17 protein-coding genes are annotated in these 19353 nt (G+C 42.3%); 7 read left to right on the forward strand and 10 right to left on the reverse strand.

Going from position 1 to position 19353, the window contains the following annotated elements; genetic code table 11:
• Positions 1–282 precede the first annotated feature (282 nt).
• Positions 283–1011 (reverse strand): peptidase associated/transthyretin-like domain-containing protein, encoded by a 729-nt coding sequence (locus ATH1_RS0108600; protein WP_010420247.1) that lies wholly within the window; start codon positions 1009–1011, stop codon positions 283–285.
• Positions 1012–1655: 644 nt separating this feature from the next.
• Here ATH1_RS0108600 and ATH1_RS0108605 point away from each other — a divergent pair.
• From ATH1_RS0108605 to ATH1_RS0108620, 4 genes are all read left to right on the forward strand, one after another.
• A complete protein-coding gene (locus tag ATH1_RS0108605; RefSeq protein WP_010420249.1) occupies positions 1656–2555 on the forward strand; it encodes a diaminopimelate dehydrogenase in 900 nt (299 codons plus the stop codon).
• A 326-nt stretch (positions 2556–2881) separates the two neighbouring features.
• Positions 2882–3703, forward strand: a complete 822-nt coding sequence (locus ATH1_RS0108610; protein ID WP_010420252.1) for a 2,3,4,5-tetrahydropyridine-2,6-dicarboxylate N-succinyltransferase — start codon at positions 2882–2884, stop codon at positions 3701–3703.
• A 315-nt stretch (positions 3704–4018) separates the two neighbouring features.
• A complete protein-coding gene (locus tag ATH1_RS0108615) occupies positions 4019–4588 on the forward strand; it encodes an L-threonylcarbamoyladenylate synthase (protein ID WP_010420255.1) in 570 nt (189 codons plus the stop codon).
• 47 nt (positions 4589–4635) lie between these two features.
• Positions 4636–5061, forward strand: a complete 426-nt coding sequence (locus tag ATH1_RS0108620) for an acyl-CoA thioesterase (RefSeq protein ID WP_010420258.1) — start codon at positions 4636–4638, stop codon at positions 5059–5061.
• 259 nt (positions 5062–5320) lie between these two features.
• Here ATH1_RS0108620 and rimM read toward each other — a convergent pair whose 3' ends face one another.
• Complete coding sequence (gene rimM / locus ATH1_RS0108630; protein WP_010420261.1) at positions 5321–5857, reverse strand: ribosome maturation factor RimM; 537 nt, start codon at positions 5855–5857, stop codon at positions 5321–5323.
• Between the two features lie 104 nt (positions 5858–5961).
• Complete coding sequence (locus tag ATH1_RS0108635; RefSeq protein ID WP_029164042.1) at positions 5962–7989, reverse strand: transketolase family protein; 2028 nt, start codon at positions 7987–7989, stop codon at positions 5962–5964.
• Between the two features lie 694 nt (positions 7990–8683).
• Here ATH1_RS0108635 and ATH1_RS0108640 point away from each other — a divergent pair.
• The 3 genes from ATH1_RS0108640 (at position 8684) to ATH1_RS0108650 (ending at position 11243) form a co-directional block, all read left to right on the forward strand.
• Complete coding sequence (locus ATH1_RS0108640) at positions 8684–9814, forward strand: 4-phosphoerythronate dehydrogenase (RefSeq protein WP_010420268.1); 1131 nt, start codon at positions 8684–8686, stop codon at positions 9812–9814.
• A 100-nt stretch (positions 9815–9914) separates the two neighbouring features.
• Positions 9915–10142, forward strand: coding sequence for a metallophosphoesterase family protein (locus ATH1_RS0108645; RefSeq protein ID WP_010420271.1), 228 nt, complete (start codon positions 9915–9917; stop codon positions 10140–10142).
• 24 nt (positions 10143–10166) lie between these two features.
• Entirely contained in the window at positions 10167–11243 is a 1077-nt protein-coding gene (locus tag ATH1_RS0108650) for a glycosyltransferase family protein (protein WP_010420274.1), read from the forward strand.
• Positions 11244–11412: 169 nt separating this feature from the next.
• Here the strand turns inward: ATH1_RS0108650 and ATH1_RS0108655 are convergent, their stop codons facing one another.
• The 7 genes from ATH1_RS0108655 to ATH1_RS0108685 all read right to left on the reverse strand — a co-directional run bounded on the left by ATH1_RS0108655 (position 11413) and on the right by ATH1_RS0108685 (position 19342).
• On the reverse strand, positions 11413–12105 hold the full coding sequence (locus ATH1_RS0108655; RefSeq protein WP_010420277.1) for a zinc metallopeptidase: 693 nt from the start codon (positions 12103–12105) through the stop codon (positions 11413–11415).
• Positions 12106–12318: 213 nt separating this feature from the next.
• Positions 12319–13827, reverse strand: a complete 1509-nt coding sequence (locus ATH1_RS0108660; RefSeq protein WP_010420279.1) for an MBOAT family O-acyltransferase — start codon at positions 13825–13827, stop codon at positions 12319–12321.
• A gap of 6 nt (positions 13828–13833) precedes the next feature.
• Positions 13834–15243: an SGNH/GDSL hydrolase family protein gene (locus tag ATH1_RS0108665; protein WP_010420283.1), complete on the reverse strand. Its 1410-nt coding sequence runs from the start codon at positions 15241–15243 to the stop codon at positions 13834–13836.
• Between the two features lie 27 nt (positions 15244–15270).
• Positions 15271–16827, reverse strand: coding sequence for a lytic transglycosylase domain-containing protein (locus ATH1_RS0108670; protein WP_010420286.1), 1557 nt, complete (start codon positions 16825–16827; stop codon positions 15271–15273).
• 120 nt (positions 16828–16947) lie between these two features.
• On the reverse strand, positions 16948–17616 hold the full coding sequence (locus ATH1_RS0108675; protein WP_245531751.1) for a DUF5683 domain-containing protein: 669 nt from the start codon (positions 17614–17616) through the stop codon (positions 16948–16950).
• Positions 17617–17633: 17 nt separating this feature from the next.
• Positions 17634–18518, reverse strand: coding sequence for a ParB/RepB/Spo0J family partition protein (locus tag ATH1_RS0108680; protein WP_010420291.1), 885 nt, complete (start codon positions 18516–18518; stop codon positions 17634–17636).
• Positions 18519–18541: 23 nt separating this feature from the next.
• Positions 18542–19342, reverse strand: coding sequence for a ParA family protein (locus ATH1_RS0108685; protein ID WP_010420293.1), 801 nt, complete (start codon positions 19340–19342; stop codon positions 18542–18544).
• Between the last annotated feature and the right edge of the window lie 11 nt (positions 19343–19353).

Consider the following 19353-nt stretch of genomic DNA (forward strand, 5'->3'; position numbering starts at 1 on the left):
AATGTATATATTTTCAAATTACCATCAAGTATTTTGTAATAAAAAAATCGTTTTTTCTTGCAATTTTATTATTTTTTACCCCTTATTGCTGATGAAATCTTAGTTTCGGGATGAAAAAAATTGAATTGTTCTGTTACCGCTCTGCGGTTTTCGTTTTGCCAACAACATATCAGCAATTAACAGCCGCGGAGCAACGACAGATAATGTATAGATTTGTTAGGTTCCGGCTATGCGAGGTTAGGATATTTAAAATTTTTGCCAATTGGTGATGATAACGGATGATTATTCCTTTTTGTTCTTATAAATATTCAAAAGAGTTTTTACTTTGTTGTAAATTGTAAGCACATTATCTGTTTTGCTTACAGAAATTTTTGTGTTGCAAAAAATAATGAAATCTTCCAGTTCTTTTCCTTCCATTTCTGTCCACTCTTTTAACAAACCTGATGAAAGAATGTTATTCCACAGCTCCCTTTCCTTTTCTTTATCGATGGTTTTTTTAAAGTTTCGTTGATTTTTTGCTTTCTTGCTAAAAGTAGAATATGCTAATGTGAGAGGTGAGACAATCATGCCAGCCGATGGTTTTGGAATAGAGCGGTCGGGCTCTGCATTGGGATCTACATTTTTTCCTATATTGTCCGGCAGGTTCAGGTTGATAGAACGGTTACGTGCATTTATTGTTACTTCATTAAGCATATAAGTTGCCGGTTCCATGAAAATGGTATCGGGGCCTTCGGTTTTTAAAAAGTCTTCTGTTTTCCAAATAACTCCCTTAAACCCCATGGAGACAATTTTCACCGAGTCGTTTTTTCCCATGTAGATTGCGAAGTTGCCGTCGGCGTCTGTTGTATGTGATAGTAAGGTGTTGAAGCTGACCAATTGAGCGTAATTTAGCGGTTTGTGGGTCTCTTTATTACAAACAGTTCCGGTTACTCTTACTTTATCGTGATTTTGTTCCAAACAAAACAGGCTTGGAAAAAAAGAAAAGATGATTATGAAAAATATTACTTTCATCAGTATAAAATTAGTCTAAGCTATTGGTCTGATGGAACTCGCATGAATGAGTTTTATACATGTTCTTTTGTGACAAACTTTACCATGCTCGTTTCATCGAGAATATGTTATTGTACAGAATGCAATTCGCGGATTACTCAATGAATGTGGTGTTGGTTTAAGTTATATCCGTATAAATCTTACGGTCTATGTGAATAAGAGAAAATACCTGGAGATGAAATTATCAAAAACTGTACCTAATGGAATTCTTTTGGGTGCAGACTCAAAATTGTTGAAGTTGTATTAATCACCGATTCTCGGGGCAAGTAATGCCTATTGCTTGTTGTTGTATAGTAAATAGCGTCGTTGTTAATGTTGAAGTATGAGTCCAGTCTAAAAAGCATCTTTGTTGCCAAACTCGTTGTTGTTTAAATTTTTGAATCCTCATTAACAACAAGTTAACTCCGGTACAAAAATTTAAAACGCCTAAATTTTGACAAAAATATGCTTTTTATACTGCACTCAGGTATAAAAGTCTAACGAAAATCATAAAAAATAAAACAAAATGTAATAAAACAGGATTAAAAGATTTCAATTTTAAATCCTTATTCCCATTTTGTATATTTGTATTTTGATAATGAACAATAAATTAAAACAAGAATTTTATGAGTAAAATCAGAGTCGCAGTTGTAAGTTACGGAAACATTGGAAAATTTGCCGTGGAAGCTGTTGATGCAGCCCCCGATATGGAACTTGCCGGTGTGGTACGTCGTTCTGCAGAGAATAATCCTCCCGAGTTGGCCAATGTGAAGGTAGTAAGTGATATTTCGGATTTGGAGAATGTTGACGTAGCAATACTTTGTTCTCCAACACGGAAGGTTCCGGAGACTGCGAAAAAAATCATGGAAAAGGGAATATGTACCGTGGATAGTTTTGATATTCATGGCGAAGAGATGCTTAAACTTCGTTCGCTTCTGGACGAAACCGGGAAAAAGAATCATTCTAAAGCTATAATATCTGCGGGATGGGACCCCGGGAGCGATTCAGTGGTTCGTACGCTACTGAAGGCTATGGCCCCCAGGGGACTTACCTATACAAACTTCGGGCCAGGGATGAGCATGGGACATTCTGTTGCAGCAAAAGATAAGGATGGCGTAAAAGATGCGCTTTCTATGACCATTCCCACCGGTACGGGAATTCACCGGCGCATGGTTTATGTTGAGCTTGAAGACGGTGCCAGTATTGAAAAAGTTACATCTGAGATTAAGTCAGACAGTTATTTCAGTCATGATGAAACGCATGTAATTGCTGTTCCAAGTGTTGACGAACTTAAAGATATGGGGCATGGCGTTGTGCTTGAGCATAAAGGCGTTTCCGGAAAGACCCAGAATCAGTTGTTTGAATTTCACATGAAAATTAATAATCCCGCACTTACCTCACAAATACTTGTGTCTTGTGCAAGAGCTGTTTTGAAACAGCAACCCGGAGCTTATACCATGCCTGAAATTCCTCCGATTGATTATCTTTTCGGAGACAAAGAAACCTTGCTTAAAACTTTGGTTTAGTGTAGAATGAGATTCCAAACATTAATAAATGCCGCTTTGATCTATGCGTTCGGTCTAAAAAGCATCTTTGTTACCAAACTCATTGATGGTTTAAATTTTTGAAACGAGCATGACAAGGTTCACACTTATGTATACAAAGATAATTGATAGCAGGAAGGTCGGATGAGCAAAAAAATGCAAGGGTTAATAACCTGTTTGTCAGGGTGTCAATAAAATGGCCATTGATAAGATAAATCATTCAATGGCCATTTTTGTTACAATCGTCGGAGAGGCTTTTCGGGGCAATGGTTTGTTTTGTAAATATTGTTAAAAGTAAAAACGCTATTATGGAAAATAATTTAAAAGAAAAAGTGGAAAAGGCCTGGGACGACAGGTCACTTTTAGAGCTGGAAGAAACACAGGAAGCTATCAGAACTGTTATAGACAGACTTGACAGGGGTGAAATCCGGGTTGCTGAACCTTCAAATGAGGATGAATGGAAGGTAAATGACTGGATAAAGAAGGCGGTGATCCTGTACTTTCCCATGCAAGAGATGGAAACAATTGAATTGGGGCCGTTTGAGTTTCATGATAAAATGGCACTCAAAAGAAATTATAAAGAATTGGGCGTACGTGTTGTGCCCCATGCGGTTGCCCGTTATGGCGCTTTTATCGGAAGAGGTGTGGTAATGATGCCCTCATACCTGAATATTGGTGCTTATGTGGATTCGGGTACGATGGTGGATACCTGGGCTACGGTTGGGAGTTGTGCACAAATCGGGAAGAATGTTCATCTGAGTGGCGGAGTTGGTATAGGAGGTGTACTGGAGCCGATTCAGGCGGCACCTGTTATTATTGAAGACAATGCTTTTATCGGCTCCCGCTGTATCGTTGTTGAAGGATGCCGTGTTGGGAGAGAAGCTGTTTTGGGTGCCAATGTAGTATTGACGGGTTCGACAAAAATTATTGATGTCAGTGGAACAGAACCTAAAGAATATAAGGGTTTCGTGCCTCCGAGGTCGGTGGTTATACCGGGTAGTTATACCAGGAAGTTCCCTGCCGGCGAGTATCAGGTACCTGCAGCCTTAATTATCGGACAACGAAAGGAATCGACAGACAAGAAAACCTCTCTTAACAATGCTTTGCGTGACTTTGGCGTGGCGGTCTGACCTCTTATCGCCAAAGTTGCAAAGAGACAAAGGAAAAATAGGAGGAGCCGGGAGTCGTTGCGTATTATTGCGGCTTGCGGCTTTTTATATATGATGTTTCTTTTTTCTTGTCGTGAAATTTCAGAATTAAAAATCCTTTTATGAGCCCGGTCTAAAAAGCATCTTTGTTGCCAACCTCGTTGTTGTTTTAAATTTTGCATCCTCATTAACAACAAGTTAACTCCGGTACAAAAATTTAAAACGCCTGGATTTTGACAAAAATATGCTTTTTATACTGCACTCTTTTATATTTGATAAAGATAAAATGATGATGTTATGGATTATCAGGAAGACTTAAGGAAAGCGGTTGAAGTGCTTCAAAAGGGGGGACTTATTCTTTATCCTACCGATACCATTTGGGGAATAGGTTGTGATGCCACAAATCCGGATGCTGTCAGACGAGTATATGCATTAAAACAACGTGCCGACAGTAAAAGTATGTTGGTGCTTGTAGGGAATGAAGTCAGACTGAATGCTTATATTCAGGAAGTTCCCGAAATGGCGTACAATCTTATTGAATTATCTGATAAACCGTTGACAATTATTTACCCCGGTGGGAAGAATCTTGCGGAGAATTTGCTTGCAGAAGATGGCAGTATTGGCATTCGTGTAACGAAAGAAGCTTTTTCGCGTGCGTTATGTCAGAAATTCCGGAAACCTGTGGTGTCCACCTCGGCCAATGTGAGCGGTGATCCTTCACCTTCAAATTTCAGTGAGATCAGCGAAACAATCGTTAAGGGTGTTGATTATGTGGTAAAATATCGCCGGGAGGAAATGAATAATCCTGCTCCTTCCGGCATTATAAAGCTGGGAGTGGATGGTCAGGTTAAGGTAATCCGGGAGTGAGATACTTGTTTGTCGGTTGATTTTTGTACTTTTCCTTAAAAAACAATATGAAGATTTCAGATTTTAAACACAGATTACCCGTTCAGATGCGTTTTAGCGATGTGGACGGTTTAGGACATGTCAATAACGGGGTGTATAATGACTATTATGACCTGGGTCGTATGTATTACATGCAGGAAGTGTTGGGATGGCTTCCCGGAGATACTTCACGTGACGACCAGCTGGTTGTGGTGAATACGAAAACAGACTTCATGAGCCAAATATTTCTTGGGCAATCCATTGAAGTTCTTACCCGTGTTGTAAAGCTCGGCAACAAAAGCCTGAAAATGGTGCAGTGGATTGTTGAGAAAGGTTCGGATGAGCCACTTTCAGTATGTGAATCGGTGATGTCCGGATTTCGGAGAAGTAGCGGAACGTCTTTCGTTTTGCCGGAGGAGTGGCGTAGTGCTGTTAGAGCGTATGAGAATTTTTAGCCAAATTGAGCGATTCCGCCAATGGTGACGATAGATATTAGTACAAGGATGATAGCAGTATCGGCGGTAAGGGTTTTTCTCAGCATAAGATTAAATTGGTTTTGCTGTGGATGTAGATAATATTTTTTCGAAGATACTAACACTTTGATTTATATAGTAATAGTCAGTTGAAAAATCAAACGCCGTATTGCGTTAACGTAAGGCCTTTGTGATGAGATGGTTATAGCTGATCCTCAAGGTTCAAAAATAATTAACTGCACTAACTATCTGTTGCGTTTATATCCAGAAGTCCGTCGGGCAGTTCCAGCTCAATTGTTTTTGCTTCGTGATTAATGTTCACAATAAATTCCTGCGCTATTGGAATCATGATTTCATCGTTTGGTGTATTTATGATAAATAGCGGATTCCCTGTAATGTTACGAATACCTGTTATTTTGCCGATAAGTCCTGCTTTTCTGTCAACTGCCTGATAACCGGTTAAGGCGTTGAGATATGTCATCCCTGCCGGCGCTTTGGTAATCTCTTCAGTAGAAAGGTATACTGTACAATCCATCAATGCTTTGATTTTGTTTTCTGAAGAAAGAAAAGGCGATTTTACGAGGATTATGTCATCGGACTTATACCGGAAACCACTAACGCGGAAGGGGACAAGACCGTTGTCTATTTCAACAAAAATAAACGAAGGTTCCATATCGTAAACCTCTGTTTCGGGGAAAAGTCTTATGGCTGCTTCTCCTCCGGTTCCGTGCGGTTTGGCTATTTTGCCGACAGGTATGAAATTGGATTTCTCAAACATGATACGAAAATACAATTGTTTGATCAAAAGAGATACAACAGACAGAAAAAAACCTCTCCAAAGTTAATCGGAGAGGTCTTTAAAGGCAACGTTACAGCGGCTTATTACAAATTCAGGAATTTGCAAACCGCGTCGTAAACTGCTTTTCCGGTAAATCCAAATTTCTCATCAAGAACTTTGTAGGGTGCTGAATAGCCAAAGTGGTCCAGACCTGTGGCCAGGCCGTTGGGGCCTGTCAGACCTTCAATGGTTACCGGCAGTCCTGCTGTAAGACCGAATCTGGGAATATCGTCCGGTAGAACTTCTTTTTGATACTCTTTTGGCTGGTTTCTGAAGAGTCCTTCTGAAATAGCAGAAACTACTTGTATCTTTAGTCCTTTTTCTTTTCGCAGAAGTTCAGCTCCTTCCACCATAGTAGAAACTTCGGAACCATTACCTACCATAATCAGGTCGGTTTTGCCTTCATCTTTTTGAACGATGTATGCTCCTTTTTTAGCACCCAAAGCCCTGTGATAGCTGCTTTCGGGCAGATTTGGAATGTTTTGGCGGGAAAGGATCAATGCCGTTGGTGTTTTTGTATTTTCCATGGCCATTTGCCATGCAACAGTTGTTTCGTTGGCATCGGCCGGACGAAGCACCAGCATGCTGTTTTCTCCTTTATGGTTCTTCAGTTTTTCCAAAAGGCGAATTTGTGCTTCCTGCTCAACCGGCTGGTGAGTGGGACCATCTTCTCCGACACGGAAAGCATCGTGTGTCCAGACATATTTTACAGGCAGTTGCATAAGGGCTGCCATACGAACGGCAGGTTTCATATAGTCGGAAAACACGAAGAAGGTTCCACATACCGGGATAACACCCCCATGCAATGCCATACCATTGGCCAATGCCGCCATTGTCAGTTCAGAAACGCCCGTGTGAACAAATTGTCCGGAGTAGTCACCTTTTGTCATGGGTTGTGTTTTCTTCAGAAAACCATCTGTTTTGTCTGAGTTGCTCAGGTCGGCCGACATAACAATCATATTTTCCACGTGATCTGCAAAATGCGACAGAACAGTTCCTGACGAAGCACGGGATGCTGAATTTGGTTTTTGTTCAATGGCTGCATAATCAATATGCGGGACTTCGCTGTTGAAAAATTTATGGAATTTTTCGGCAAGTTCCGGGTTTGCCTTTTCCCAGGCCTGCTGCTCGGCTTTTTTACGTTCGGCCTGAACAGCTTTTTTTTCCATTACTTCTTTATAATATTCTGCTACATCAGGGAAAATAGCAAATGGTTGCTCAGGGTTTCCACCCAGGTTCTCGATGGTTTTTCTGAACGATGCACCGGCGGCACTCAACGGTTGACCGTGAATGGATACTTTGCGTTCGAAAGATTCTCCGTCTTCTGTTACAGCTCCTTTTCCCATAATGGTCTTTCCAATGATAAGGAAAGGTTTGTCGGTTGTCTTTTTTGCTTCGTCTAGTGCTTCGCGAATCTGGGAATGATCATGACCGTCGATGGTTTTTACCGCCCATCCCCATGATTCATATTTTTTGGCGGTATCTTCTATTGATACGAGCTTTGTTTCGGTTGAAAGCTGGATGTCGTTGGAGTCGTAAAACATAATCAGATTTCCGAGTCCGAGAAACCCGGCCAGACGACCGGCTCCCTGAGATATCTCTTCCTGAATGCCTCCGTCTGAGATGAAAGTGTAGATGGTATGTGAACTCCAGAGTCCGAATTTCTGGGAAAGAAATTTTTCGGCAATAGCTGCTCCGACAGCTATTGTATGGCCTTGTCCAAGCGGGCCTGAAGTGTTCTCTATGCCTCGTTCCACCTCCAGTTCGGGGTGACCTGGTGTGGGACTTCCCCACTGACGGAAATTGGCGAGTTCTTCCATGGTATAAGAACCGGTAAGCGCCAACTGCGAATAGAGCATGGGTGACATGTGACCCGGGTCAAGGAAGAAACGATCGCGAAGTTCCCATGCCCGGTTATTCGGGTCAAAATCCATATATTCTGAGAAGAGGATATGAATGAAGTCGGCACCTCCCATAGCGCCACCGGGGTGACCTGATTTGGCTTTCTCTACCATAGCAGCCGAAAGCACACGTATATTGTCCGCGGCTCTTTTTGCAATGTCTGTACTCATAATATTGTCGGTTTTGATTTGTTTATCTGTTCTGGTCTGTTCTTTTAAATTTTTTATTTGCAAATATATAAAATCAGTCTGTTATTTTCAGATAAAAACCAGTTAATGATAATTGAGTGTAGTATAAAAAGCCTTCAAACTGCTGATTTTTACCATTTTTACCCCTGACCCCTAAAGGGGAACTGCTAAAAATCAGCAGTTTGAAAAAGTCCCCCCTTTAGGGGATTTAGGGGTCAAAAGGCGTTTTAGACTGCACTCATAATTATCAAAACAAAAGTAATTATTTTTTTTAGCAAGGGGAAATAAATAGTAAATAGTACTTTTAAAATAGTAAATGATATTTTTCAAGCCTGAGTTATTGCTATGAGTACGCATTTTTGTAATGAACCGCTAATATTAACTGATAATTGGTAATTTTGAAGCCACAATGTAATTGGCATGAAAAGACTTTTGGGTGTGGCCTTATAGATAAATAATAGATTTTAATGCGTTTTCAAAAATCTGACGCACAATTGATGAGGCCACTGCTAAAAGTCTCTTTTTGCCAATTACATTGTGACAGGAAAATTTTAAATCCTCATTAACAATTAGTTATTTTCGGTTTAGAAATTTTCTGTACCTCGATCTTGATAAAAACAGGTCATTTGGGAACAGACTTATTGATCTATATATCAGACATTAAAAAAGCGATTTTATGAAGATTGTCATCGATGACAAAATTTTGTTTGTGAAAGGTGTGCTTGATTCTTTGGCGGATGTTACTTATTTGCCGGGGGCTTCGATCGGCGCCGTGGATGTAAAGGATGCCGACGGACTGATTGTTCGTACCCGGACAAAAGTGAATCGCGAATTGCTGGAGGGCAGCAATGTTAAGGCTGTTGTTTCGGCTACGATAGGTACTGACCACATGGATATACCCTGGCTCGAGGAAAACAACATAGCATGGGCCAATGCGCCGGGGTGCAATTCGGGTTCGGTAAAGCAATACATTGCATCGGTTTTTGCTGCCTTGGAGATGAATTATTTTCCCCTGAGAGGAAAAACACTTGGCATAATCGGAGTTGGTAATGTTGGCAGTAAGGTGGTCGCTGTAGGAAAAGCATTCGGGATGAAGGTGTTGCTGAATGATCCTCCGCGAAAAGAAAAAGAGCCGGACTTTCCTAATGTTGATCTTAACGTGCTGTTGCAATTGTCGGATGTGGTAACTTTTCATGTGCCACTTACAAGAGAGGGTAAATATCCAACTTATCACTTGCTGAATGATACTACCCTTTTGATGATGAAGCGTGGTAGTGTACTTATAAATTCTTCGAGAGGCGAGGTTGTGAATGAACGGGTTTTGATGAAAGGTCTGAGTTCTGGCCTTATAGAAAGAGGCGTTTTGGATGTTTGGGAAAATGAACCTGAAATTTCACTCGAGTTGCAAAGACGCCTGATGATAGGGACCCCTCATATTGCCGGGTATGCTGTTGATGGAAAAGCCAATGGCTCGGCGGCAGCCATCCGTTTTATGAGCCGTCAGTTTCACCTGGGGCTCGATGAGTGGTATCCTGAAAATTTACCCGTTCCAGGGGATATGACTGTTTCAATAGATGATGGAGATGAACGTCTGAACCTTAGAATTGCCAAGGCCGTTGCTGCGACTTACGATGTCACTGAAGATTCCCGGAGGTTAACCGAAAATCCTGAAAAATTTGAAGAGTTGCGGGGAAATTACCCGGTTCGACGTGAGTTTCCGGTCTGGACGGTTAAGATTCCGAAAGGGGATGATGATCTAAAGTATGCCCTGGAGTTACTCGGATTTATGGTTGCTGAGAGGGAGTGACGGTTTATTGTGCATAATTTTTAACAATTTGTTTTCATTCCGGTTACAATAGATTCTTTCTGTGTGATTAATCTTGTATCAGAATTCTAACGGATATTCGATGCAAAACATTAAAAACGTCAAAACACGGAAGGTAAAAGCGACAGTTATTCCCGGCATGTACCCCGGAACTTATGCCTGCAAAGCCACCCGGATTCTTGATTATTTGAAGGGAATAAATCCTGAGAAATTGGTGCTTAATGGAGAAATTGTTGATGGATGGCATCTCTCCCGATCCTATTTTTCAGTCTCTCATCTTAAAGTTTTACGTCAACTTATCAAAATGTAGGAAACGGGACTAAAACTATTTCAGATGAGGATATTATATGCTATTCAGGGAACGGGGAACGGCCATGTGGCAAGAGCCATAGACCTGGTTCCTGAGTTTCAAAAATACGGAGATGTGGATGTCTTGCTAAGTGGACAGCATAGTGAGTTGAAATTGCCCTTTGAAGTAAAGTACCGTTTTCAGGGATTTGGTTTTTTCTTTGGGCAGACAGGTGGTGTCGATATAGCAAGAACATGGCACAAAAATTCAATTGCTCGCTTTTTTAGAGAAATAATAAACTTACCCGTGGAGCAATATGATTTAGTGATTTCCGATTTTGAACCGGTTTCTGCATGGGCTTGTATAATTCGTCGGAAGAAATGTTTTGGAATGAGTCATCAGGCTGCTGTTGCTGACAGAGCTGCACCACATCCCAATTCTGGAAGTTGGCTTGGGAAAACTATATTAAAGTACTATGCGCCTGTATGTTATAAAACAGGGTTTCACTTTAAACGTATCAACGAGCATATTTCCACACCTGTTATCAGGAAATCGATAAGAGAAGTTATCCCACGAAACATGGGACACTATACAGTATATCTGCCGGCATATTCAGATATTTATATCATAGGAGTGTTGGCTCAAATCCGCGATGTTCAGTGGGAGGTGTTTTCAAAAAATGCCAGAGTTCCATATTCTTTCAATAATATTTCTGTTTTTCCTGTTGATGATGAAACCTTCGTAAAGAGTATGACTGGTTGTACCGGTGTATTATGCAACGCCGGTTTTGAAACTCCTGCTGAGGCTTTGTTTCTTGAGAAAAAACTGTGTGTTATTCCGATGAAGCATCAATACGAACAGGCTTGTAATGCAGAGATGCTAAAAATCATGGGTATTCCCGTACTTTCAACCCTGTCATCTTCAGAATTACCAAAACTCAAAGAATGGTTAGTATCCGAACAAAGAGTTTCAGTTCAGTATCCGGATAATGTTGCGGAAGTTGCGAAGCAGTTGATTCTGATAGAAAAGGAACAAGAATCAGAAATTTCCTTCAAACAGGCATTCCCCTTTCTTTCTTTTTACCGTAAAATTGAACATATAGCTATAGGAAAAATTGGCTGAGTAATGAGTTGAGTGTTTAGAATGTGTCTTTTTAGACCGGACTCATGAATCCATAAGCTGTTTGTGATTAAGTCTGAAAAAATAAACCCCTTGTATTCGCCAAAATTATGAATACAAGGGGTGAGTTTATTTTGGCTTGCAATATTTGGAAAAAAGGGACGACAAAGCACTAATCTCTTCTTCCCAGGAAAATCATGAGATAGTAAGCCAAAGTTGCAAGAGCTGATAAAGCTGCAACAACATAGGTATAAGCTGCCCATTTCAGAGCATCCTGTGCCTGGTTATGATTTCGGCCAGTGGTAATGTTGGCTGAATGTAACCATGCCAAAGCTCTGTTGGTAGCATTGATCTCTACCGGAAGCGTGATGAATGCAAACAAAGTGAACACTGCATAACAGGCGATGATTATTTGCAATGCCAGATCGAATGAAATGAAACCCGGCAACAAAAAGGCTCCCATAAACATCATAATAAATACGGCATTCAGAATTTTAGCACTGACATTCTGCACGGGGACAAGTGCTGAGCGCAATTTCAGCGGAGCGTAGCTGTGCGCATGCTGAACGGCGTGTCCGCACTCGTGTGCAGCTACAGCAGCAGCGGCCACATTACGTCCGTGATAAACATTTTCGCTAAGGTTAACGGTTTTGTTGGCCGGGTTATAGTGATCGGACAGCTGTCCGCGTGATGGGAGCACCTTGACATCATAGATACCGTTGTCGTGCAACATCTTTTCGGCCACTTCCTTGCCCGAAAGGTTACTGTCAAGCGGGGTTTTTGAATATTTTTTGAAACGGCTCTTCAGTTGTGAGCTAACAACCCAACTGGCAATTAAAAAGAATAGAAATATAATTATCAGCATAGCCTGTCAAATTTAAGATTGTTGTATTATCAGATAAATGAATGATGATTAGATATCTTTTATGTTCCGCATTTCAGTCTTTAATGATTTATCAAAAAGGATGCCAGAGGTGTAACAAGGCTATGAGTTTGGTGTTCGGAGTTCGGGGCTGAGAGTTGAATCTACTCTTCTGCCTTCTGACTGTTTCCCTGACTCTCTTCTTAATCACAAACGTCAGAACCTAAAATAGATATACGGAACTACATCTGCGGTTCTAAACTGAATCATGATGAGTACGGCAACAACAACCAGTGCCACTTTGACAGGCCAATGTGCCGTGATAAACCGGCCGCGGATGTTTTCTTTTAATGAGGCGGGGAGCCAGTGGAATACAAAACCGGTCACTATAAGAATGAAGGAGAGCATATTGGCCTGAATGGATTGTATCATCATATCGGGCTGAAAAGCATCAAAGATTCTGTTTACCATCGTTCCCGCTCTTTGCAAATCGGGAGCTCTGAATAATATCCAGCCGGCTACAACAAAATGGAAAGTAATAAAAAAGCCTGTCCATGATGCAATCCATCGTGGGAAACGTGAACTTACCGGTTTCAATAATTTGTCTGTTACCAGTCCCAGTCCGTGCCAGATACCCCAGAGGACAAAACGCCATGATGCTCCGTGCCAGAGGCCGCCGAGTGTCATTGTAATCATCAGATTAAAATACATGCGAAGCTTTCCTTTCCGGTTTCCGCCCAAAGGAATATACAGGTAGTCGCGAAGCCAGGTTGAAAGCGAGATGTGCCATCTCCTCCAAAACCCGCTGACGGACAAAGCCTTGTATGGGCTGTTGAAGTTCAGGGGCAATCGAAAGCCGAGCAATAAAGCAAGACCTATGGCCACATCGGTATATCCGCTGAAGTCGCAGTATATTTGTAGTGTGTAGCCGTAAATGGCCGACAATATCTCAAATCCCGAGTAGAGGTAAGGATTTTCAAACACCCTGTCCACCAAATTCAGGGCGATATAATCTGCAAATATCAGTTTTTTCGACAGGCCGGATATTATGAGGAAGGCCGCGTGCCAGACTTGCTTTTCGGTGAGGTTGAAAGGTCTGTAAAGCTGTGGTACAAATTCACGTGCTCTGACAATGGGGCCTGCAACAAGCTGAGGGAAAAAGGAAACATAGAAACCAAAATCGATGATGTTGTGGACAGGTGCCAGCTGACGTCTGTATACATCCATAGAGTAGCTGATGGTCTGGAAGGTAAAGAACGAAATGCCGATTGGTAAAACAATATCATTCACATTGAAATTGGTGCCAAAAGCGGCATTGGAAACGACTGCCAGCCAATCTTTCATTTCTATACTTTGTTGAGTGATTTGGGCCCATGCATCGGCTATAAACCAGGCATATTTAAAATAGCCCAGCATCCCCAGATTCACCAGCAAACTGACAATTAGTAACAGTTTTCTTTTCCAGTGTTTTGTGAAATGTTCGAGTCCCAGACCGATGAAAAAATCGACCAGTGTTGAGACCACCAGCAGAAAGAAAAAATATCCGCCCGCTTTGTAATAAAAAAAGAGACTTGCCAGAAACAGAAACCCGGTTCGAAGCACACGTTGGCGATACACTAAAGCATGGACGAGCAGCACTATGCCATAAAACACCCAAAACAGGGCCGAGGTGAACATAAACGGTTCTCCCGGATCATAGGCTGCTATTTCGAGTATTTCGTCCATTTGTTATTATTTGCCGGTTTCAGCCAGTGTTTTCACCGATAGCGAGTCCATCAGGCTCCATATCAGGATGCCTGTTTTTCGGGCTCCACGTCGGGTAAAGTGCATATAATCGGAAGAAATGAGCGGGGGTTCCTGTCTTGCCCATTCAACAGCAGCATTGGTTCCTCCCATGGCTTTTTGAAGATCGATAAACCCCATATTACATTCGAGGGCGGCTGCACGTTGGGCATCGGCAATAAGCCGTGCATGTTTCAGCGGTTTTACTTTATTGTCGATCAGGGCTGCAGCCGACTGGACGCCAATAACCAGCACGGGAATATCGGGAAAAAGATTTTGAAGGATGCGCAATTCTCTTACAAAATGAATATAGTAGAAGTGGTAATTATCTGTTTGTGTAGGTAACACATTGGTGCCAAACTGCAATAAGAAAAGTCCTATGTTCATTTCTTCGGCCATCGATTTCAGGAGTTTATTTTCTGCCAGCCTTACTCCCGGCCAGGGCCGCCCCCTCATGGCAATGTTGTCGACAGCAATGCCATATTCGCCGTCAAGGGTGAGTCCGTGAAAAACAGGGGCATCATCTGAGGCAAAATGGAAATTTATTTTTTCTCCTGAAGGCAGATTAGACAAAATAAAGGTTTGGATTCCCGTTGAAGGTGGCAGTATTACAGATGCCAATAATGTTGTATCGGCGGTTACTTTAATTTTCAGGCTGTCCGTTCCCGGGGTTGTGAATAGTTTTGAGACAGAGAAGTTCCCCGTGGGGTCGGATTTCCATGGAATTGGTGAAACGGTAAAGCCTGCTTTCCCGGCTTGAAACCATGCTGCTCTGGCAGCAAAGCCGAAATCCAGCTTACCGGGATATTCATTGTCGCGATAGCTGTATGACAGAAACCAGTTTCCTTCGTTTTCGAGATGTACGTTGGCATTAATATGCAGGGGATCGTAAGGCATGATAAAACCGGGGCCGCTTCCTCCGTATTTCTCCTGAAATTTTTGCCGCAATGTACCGGTGATTCTGTCGGCTTCTATTTGGGAGTCTCCCATGTGAAGAATCCGGATGATGCTTCTTTTTTCTTTAGCGCGGGCGGCTTCTTTACAAAAAGCGGCAAACAGCTTCCGGAACCTGTAAGGAGCCATCAAAACCGAATCGTTGGAAATGAATGTTCCGGTATCGGTACTGTCGGGTGGCATTATCAGTACTGAATCGATGGTTGGGTGAAGAGCGGTGTCATTTTTATCAATAACTTCATCCCGGGCGATAGTAAAAGGCAATGATGAATCACGGACAGTCGTTTCCTGTGTTCCGAATTTTGGGGTCAACGTGAAACCGACGTCATTTATGAGCTGATCGAGAGTGATGATCAGCAATATAATAAGGACGAAATAAAGAAATATTTTAATCGGACGTACCATCCGTGAATTCTTAGAACGCCTTTATCATCAAGATTTTGGCTTTATTTTTAATTTTTGTCCGGGCTTGATGTGCCGGGCGTTGCTGATGTTGTTCAATCGCAGGATGTCGGAATCGGTTACATCGGGGTATTGGCGGGCAATGGACCATACGCTGTCTCCCTGGCCTACTGTGTGATAGATGTAATCGTCGTCATTGACCGATTCGGCAAGCCGGGCGGTTCCGGAGGAGGCGTATCCGCTTTTCTGCCTGGCAATTTCTTTGTAATAATCCACTTTATCTTCATCCACATAGATAACCAGTTTTTGTCCTACCCGGATAATGTTACGATGAATATTATTCCAATAACGCAGACTTGAGGTGTAAACATCGAACCAGTCGGCAATCAGCCCTACAACATCGCCTGATTTTACCGTATAATAAATTTTGGCTTTCCCGGGAGGGGGAGCAGAGGAACCGGCTGAAGCGTTTCCGGGCTTGACAACCAGCTGATTGTCCGGGAAATATTTCTGACGATTAAATTCGTATATCGACTCTTCATTGGAAGCAAAAGATGTAGACTGATGAAATGCCAGTCGTAAAGGAAATGCCTGGTTTTGCGCGGGAACAATATCCTTTCGGTATTGGGGGTTCAGATACCGGATGATGTCTATCGGAATGTCCAGCATCTGTGATACCTGGTCAAAGTGAAGCGGCTTTGATATCATTACCGTATCGGTTGCCAGGGGTAGCCCGACAGGTCGAGGTTTCAGATCATGCTCTTTGTAGTAATGAAATGTATAGGTTGCTGCAATAAAAGCCGGGACATATCCTCTGGTTTCGCGTGGAAGCAGGTAGAATAATTCCCAGAAGTTCTTTTTCCCACCGCTTCTCCGGATGGCACGGTTAACGTTGCCCGGGCCGCAATTATATGCTGCAATAACCAATTGCCAGTCGCCATATATATTATAAAGATCACCAAGAAATTTAACCGCTGCCTGTGTCGATTTATAGGGGTCTCTTCGCTCGTCAACGTAAGAATTTATTTCAAGGCCGTATTGTTTACCCGTGTAATACATGAACTGCCACAATCCGGATGCGCCGGCTCTTGAAAAAGCTCGGGGGTTGAGAGCCGATTCAATAACCGGAAGATATTTCAGCTCGAGGGGAAGTCCTTCCGCATCCAGGGCTGCTTCGAAAATCGGGAAATAATATTCCGACAGTCCGAGCATGGTTTCAACCTGCTCACGGCGTTCCTGGGTGTAAAGTTTTATGAAGGCATTAACATGGTCGTTATAAGTCAGCTTAAACGGTGATACAATTTTACTGAGGCGGTTGATAAGAACAGAGTCGCTAAAATTTGTGCCCGAAGCCAGGGTGTGTTCATAAATTGTATCCACAACGAGTCCCGGATTGGTATTCATGTACCAGATATTGACCAGACTATCCAGAGTAGTTGAAAAATCATCAATATCGATGGTATCTTGTTGTACTAAAATCAGACTGTCATTCTTTACCGCTGTTTGGGCTGTAATTTTTGAAGCAGATGCTGCCGCCAAACAGAATAATAGAACAATGCTATAGTGAAAAATATTCTTCATCTTCATTTTCTTTCCTTTTTGATATGGACAAAGGGTACAAGTGATGGCGATTCCGAATGGCCCCGCCGGTTCGCCAGATACAGGGATTACGGAGAATTGCCGGAAATGTTTCAAATCATCTGATCATCAGAAATTAAATGAAAGTTGGATTCCCAGGTTGTTTTGTGAATAAGGAGTGGGCTCCATAAAAACAGGACGAACCTTCATAGAAATATCATCACTGACGTCAAAATCATAGAAATGGGCATCAACGGTTGCATCGATCATATTAAGAACGTAGATGGCGGCCATTCCGATATAACTCAAATCCCTGTATCTCCGGTAATATTCTTTTTTGTTTTCAAGTGCCCGCTGAAACCAGTCTGCATATTGTCCCTCCACCTGTTCTACCGTTAATGTGGGAGGCATAACATCCACATACGATTTATTGCCCGGGTCGCGAATTAAAAAATCGCGATAAGCATTTTTATATTTGGTATAATTGGTGGAGTTAAAATGGATGGTATAAACCATTGAACCAATTACACCATAGATGATAGGAATCTTCCAGTATTTTTCATTATAGGCCTGTCCCAGTCCGGGGAGGATAGCAGAATAAAATGTGGCTTTATGGGGGGAATGCAATTTTTCTTCCTTGTCTCTGAAGACATCCTGCATAGTTCTTCCGTTAGCGAGAGAAACGGTATCCGTTTTTTCTGTCTCCTGGGCCCGGATGTTTTGTGTTTCAACTCCGACCATGAGAAGGACTGCTGTCATGGTTGTTCTGACAATCGTCCGCCACAGTGTAAAATCCATCCTAACCCGTTTAATCATTATTTGGTCTTGGCCTTATCCAGGACATTGACAATTTTCTCCAACTCATCATCACTTCGGAAAGGGATAACAATTTTTCCTTTTCCATCGTTTCCACGGGAAAACTGTATGTTGGTTTTAAAGAAGTTGGATAATTGTTGTTTCAATTGTTCATATTCTTCGGGCAGTTCGTCTTTTTTTGTTTCTTTTTTCTTTGTTTCTTCAGTTTGGTTGGCTTTCCTTACAAGCTCCTCTACTTTCCGTACACTAAGATCGTTTTTGACGATCTGATTGAATATTTTCAATCTTGCTTTTTGATCTTCCAGATTGATCAGTGCGCGGGCGTGTCCCATGGATATCTGCTTTTCGCGCAGGCCTAACTGAATTTCGGCAGGTAATTTAAGCAAACGCAGGTAGTTGGCTATGGTAGATCGTTTTTTACCAACTCTTTCCGACATGCTTTCCTGGGTCAGATTGCATTCGTCGATAAGTCGCTGATAACTGATGGCCACTTCAATAGGGTCGAGGTCTTCGCGTTGAATGTTTTCCACGAGGGCCATCTCCAGCATGGTTTCGTCTTCAGCCATGCGAACATAAGCCGGTACGGTTTCCAGTCCGGCTATTTTGGCAGCTCTGAAGCGACGTTCTCCTGCGATCAGTTGAAATTTATTACCTGCCTTGCGGAGTGTAAGGGGCTGAATAATGCCGATTTCCCGGATAGAGGCAGCCAGTTCATTAAGGCTTTCCTCATCGAAACGGGAACGCGGTTGCCAGGGGTTTCCTTCAATTTTATCAATGGGGATTTCGTTAATTGAAGCTTCTGCTTTTGGTGCACCCTGCGAATATTCTTCCGCGTTGTCGATCAAAGCTCCAAGGCCTCTTCCCAATGCGTTTTTTCTTGCCATTTTTGTCTCCTGTATAGTCTGTGTTAATTGGCTACTTTGTTTTTGTTGTCAATTTTGGTCATGTTGTTTTTCTGCAACAATTCCCGGGCCAGATTCAGGTAATTCATAGCACCTTTCGATGCGGCGTCGTACATTACAACCGCTTTCCCGTAGCTGGGAGCCTCACTTAGCTTAATGTTTCGCGTAATAAGGGTTTCGAATACCATGTCCTGAAAATGCTTTTGTACTTCTTCGACAACCTGGTTGGAAAGGCGAAGCCGCGAATCATACATTGTCAGCAGAAACCCTTCAATTTCGAGGTCGGGGTTGAGCCGGGTTTGTATGATTTTAATGGTGTTAAGCAGCTTACCCAAACCTTCGAGAGCGAAATACTCGCACTGAACGGGAATCATCACCGAGTCGGCTGCCGTAAGTGCATTCACGGTAATCAGTCCTAACGAAGGAGAACAATCGATGAGAATAAAATCGTAGTCATCTTTTATCTTGTTGATTACACCTTTGAGTACTTTTTCCCTCTCGGGCATATTGAGCATCTCAATTTCAGCGCCAACAAGATCAATGTGGGAGGGGAGTACATACAAATGGTCAATCTCGCCTTTCAGAATAGCTTTTTTAGGGTCTTCTCCATCAACAATGCACTCATAGATGCTTGTTTCCACATCACGTATTTCAAAACCAAGTCCGGATGTTGCATTGGCCTGCGGGTCTGCATCAATTACAAGAACATCGTATTCGAGCACAGCCAGGCTGGCTGCCAGGTTAATGGCTGTTGTCGTTTTCCCGACACCACCTTTTTGGTTTGCTAAAGCAATTATTTTAGCCATAAATTCAAATT

It is taken from the genome of Anaerophaga thermohalophila DSM 12881 (genome assembly GCF_000191885.1).
GTDB lineage: Bacteria > Bacteroidota > Bacteroidia > Bacteroidales > Marinilabiliaceae > Anaerophaga > Anaerophaga thermohalophila.

What these genes read in the sequence shown, in the direction of transcription:
- ATH1_RS0108600 (WP_010420247.1), bottom strand. Translation starts at nt 1,011, where the DNA reads ATGAAAGTAATATTTTTCATAATCATCTTTTCTTTTTTTCCAAGCCTG.
- ATH1_RS0108605 (WP_010420249.1), top strand. Translation starts at nt 1,656, where the DNA reads ATGAGTAAAATCAGAGTCGCAGTTGTAAGTTACGGAAACATTGGAAAA.
- ATH1_RS0108610 (WP_010420252.1), top strand. Translation starts at nt 2,882, where the DNA reads ATGGAAAATAATTTAAAAGAAAAAGTGGAAAAGGCCTGGGACGACAGG.
- ATH1_RS0108615 (WP_010420255.1), top strand. Translation starts at nt 4,019, where the DNA reads ATGGATTATCAGGAAGACTTAAGGAAAGCGGTTGAAGTGCTTCAAAAG.
- ATH1_RS0108620 (WP_010420258.1), top strand. Translation starts at nt 4,636, where the DNA reads ATGAAGATTTCAGATTTTAAACACAGATTACCCGTTCAGATGCGTTTT.
- rimM (WP_010420261.1), bottom strand. Translation starts at nt 5,857, where the DNA reads ATGTTTGAGAAATCCAATTTCATACCTGTCGGCAAAATAGCCAAACCG.
- ATH1_RS0108635 (WP_029164042.1), bottom strand. Translation starts at nt 7,989, where the DNA reads ATGAGTACAGACATTGCAAAAAGAGCCGCGGACAATATACGTGTGCTT.
- ATH1_RS0108640 (WP_010420268.1), top strand. Translation starts at nt 8,684, where the DNA reads ATGAAGATTGTCATCGATGACAAAATTTTGTTTGTGAAAGGTGTGCTT.
- ATH1_RS0108645 (WP_010420271.1), top strand. Translation starts at nt 9,915, where the DNA reads ATGCAAAACATTAAAAACGTCAAAACACGGAAGGTAAAAGCGACAGTT.
- ATH1_RS0108650 (WP_010420274.1), top strand. Translation starts at nt 10,167, where the DNA reads ATGAGGATATTATATGCTATTCAGGGAACGGGGAACGGCCATGTGGCA.
- ATH1_RS0108655 (WP_010420277.1), bottom strand. Translation starts at nt 12,105, where the DNA reads ATGCTGATAATTATATTTCTATTCTTTTTAATTGCCAGTTGGGTTGTT.
- ATH1_RS0108660 (WP_010420279.1), bottom strand. Translation starts at nt 13,827, where the DNA reads ATGGACGAAATACTCGAAATAGCAGCCTATGATCCGGGAGAACCGTTT.
- ATH1_RS0108665 (WP_010420283.1), bottom strand. Translation starts at nt 15,243, where the DNA reads ATGGTACGTCCGATTAAAATATTTCTTTATTTCGTCCTTATTATATTG.
- ATH1_RS0108670 (WP_010420286.1), bottom strand. Translation starts at nt 16,827, where the DNA reads ATGAAGATGAAGAATATTTTTCACTATAGCATTGTTCTATTATTCTGT.
- ATH1_RS0108675 (WP_245531751.1), bottom strand. Translation starts at nt 17,616, where the DNA reads ATGGATTTTACACTGTGGCGGACGATTGTCAGAACAACCATGACAGCA.
- ATH1_RS0108680 (WP_010420291.1), bottom strand. Translation starts at nt 18,518, where the DNA reads ATGGCAAGAAAAAACGCATTGGGAAGAGGCCTTGGAGCTTTGATCGAC.
- ATH1_RS0108685 (WP_010420293.1), bottom strand. Translation starts at nt 19,342, where the DNA reads ATGGCTAAAATAATTGCTTTAGCAAACCAAAAAGGTGGTGTCGGGAAA.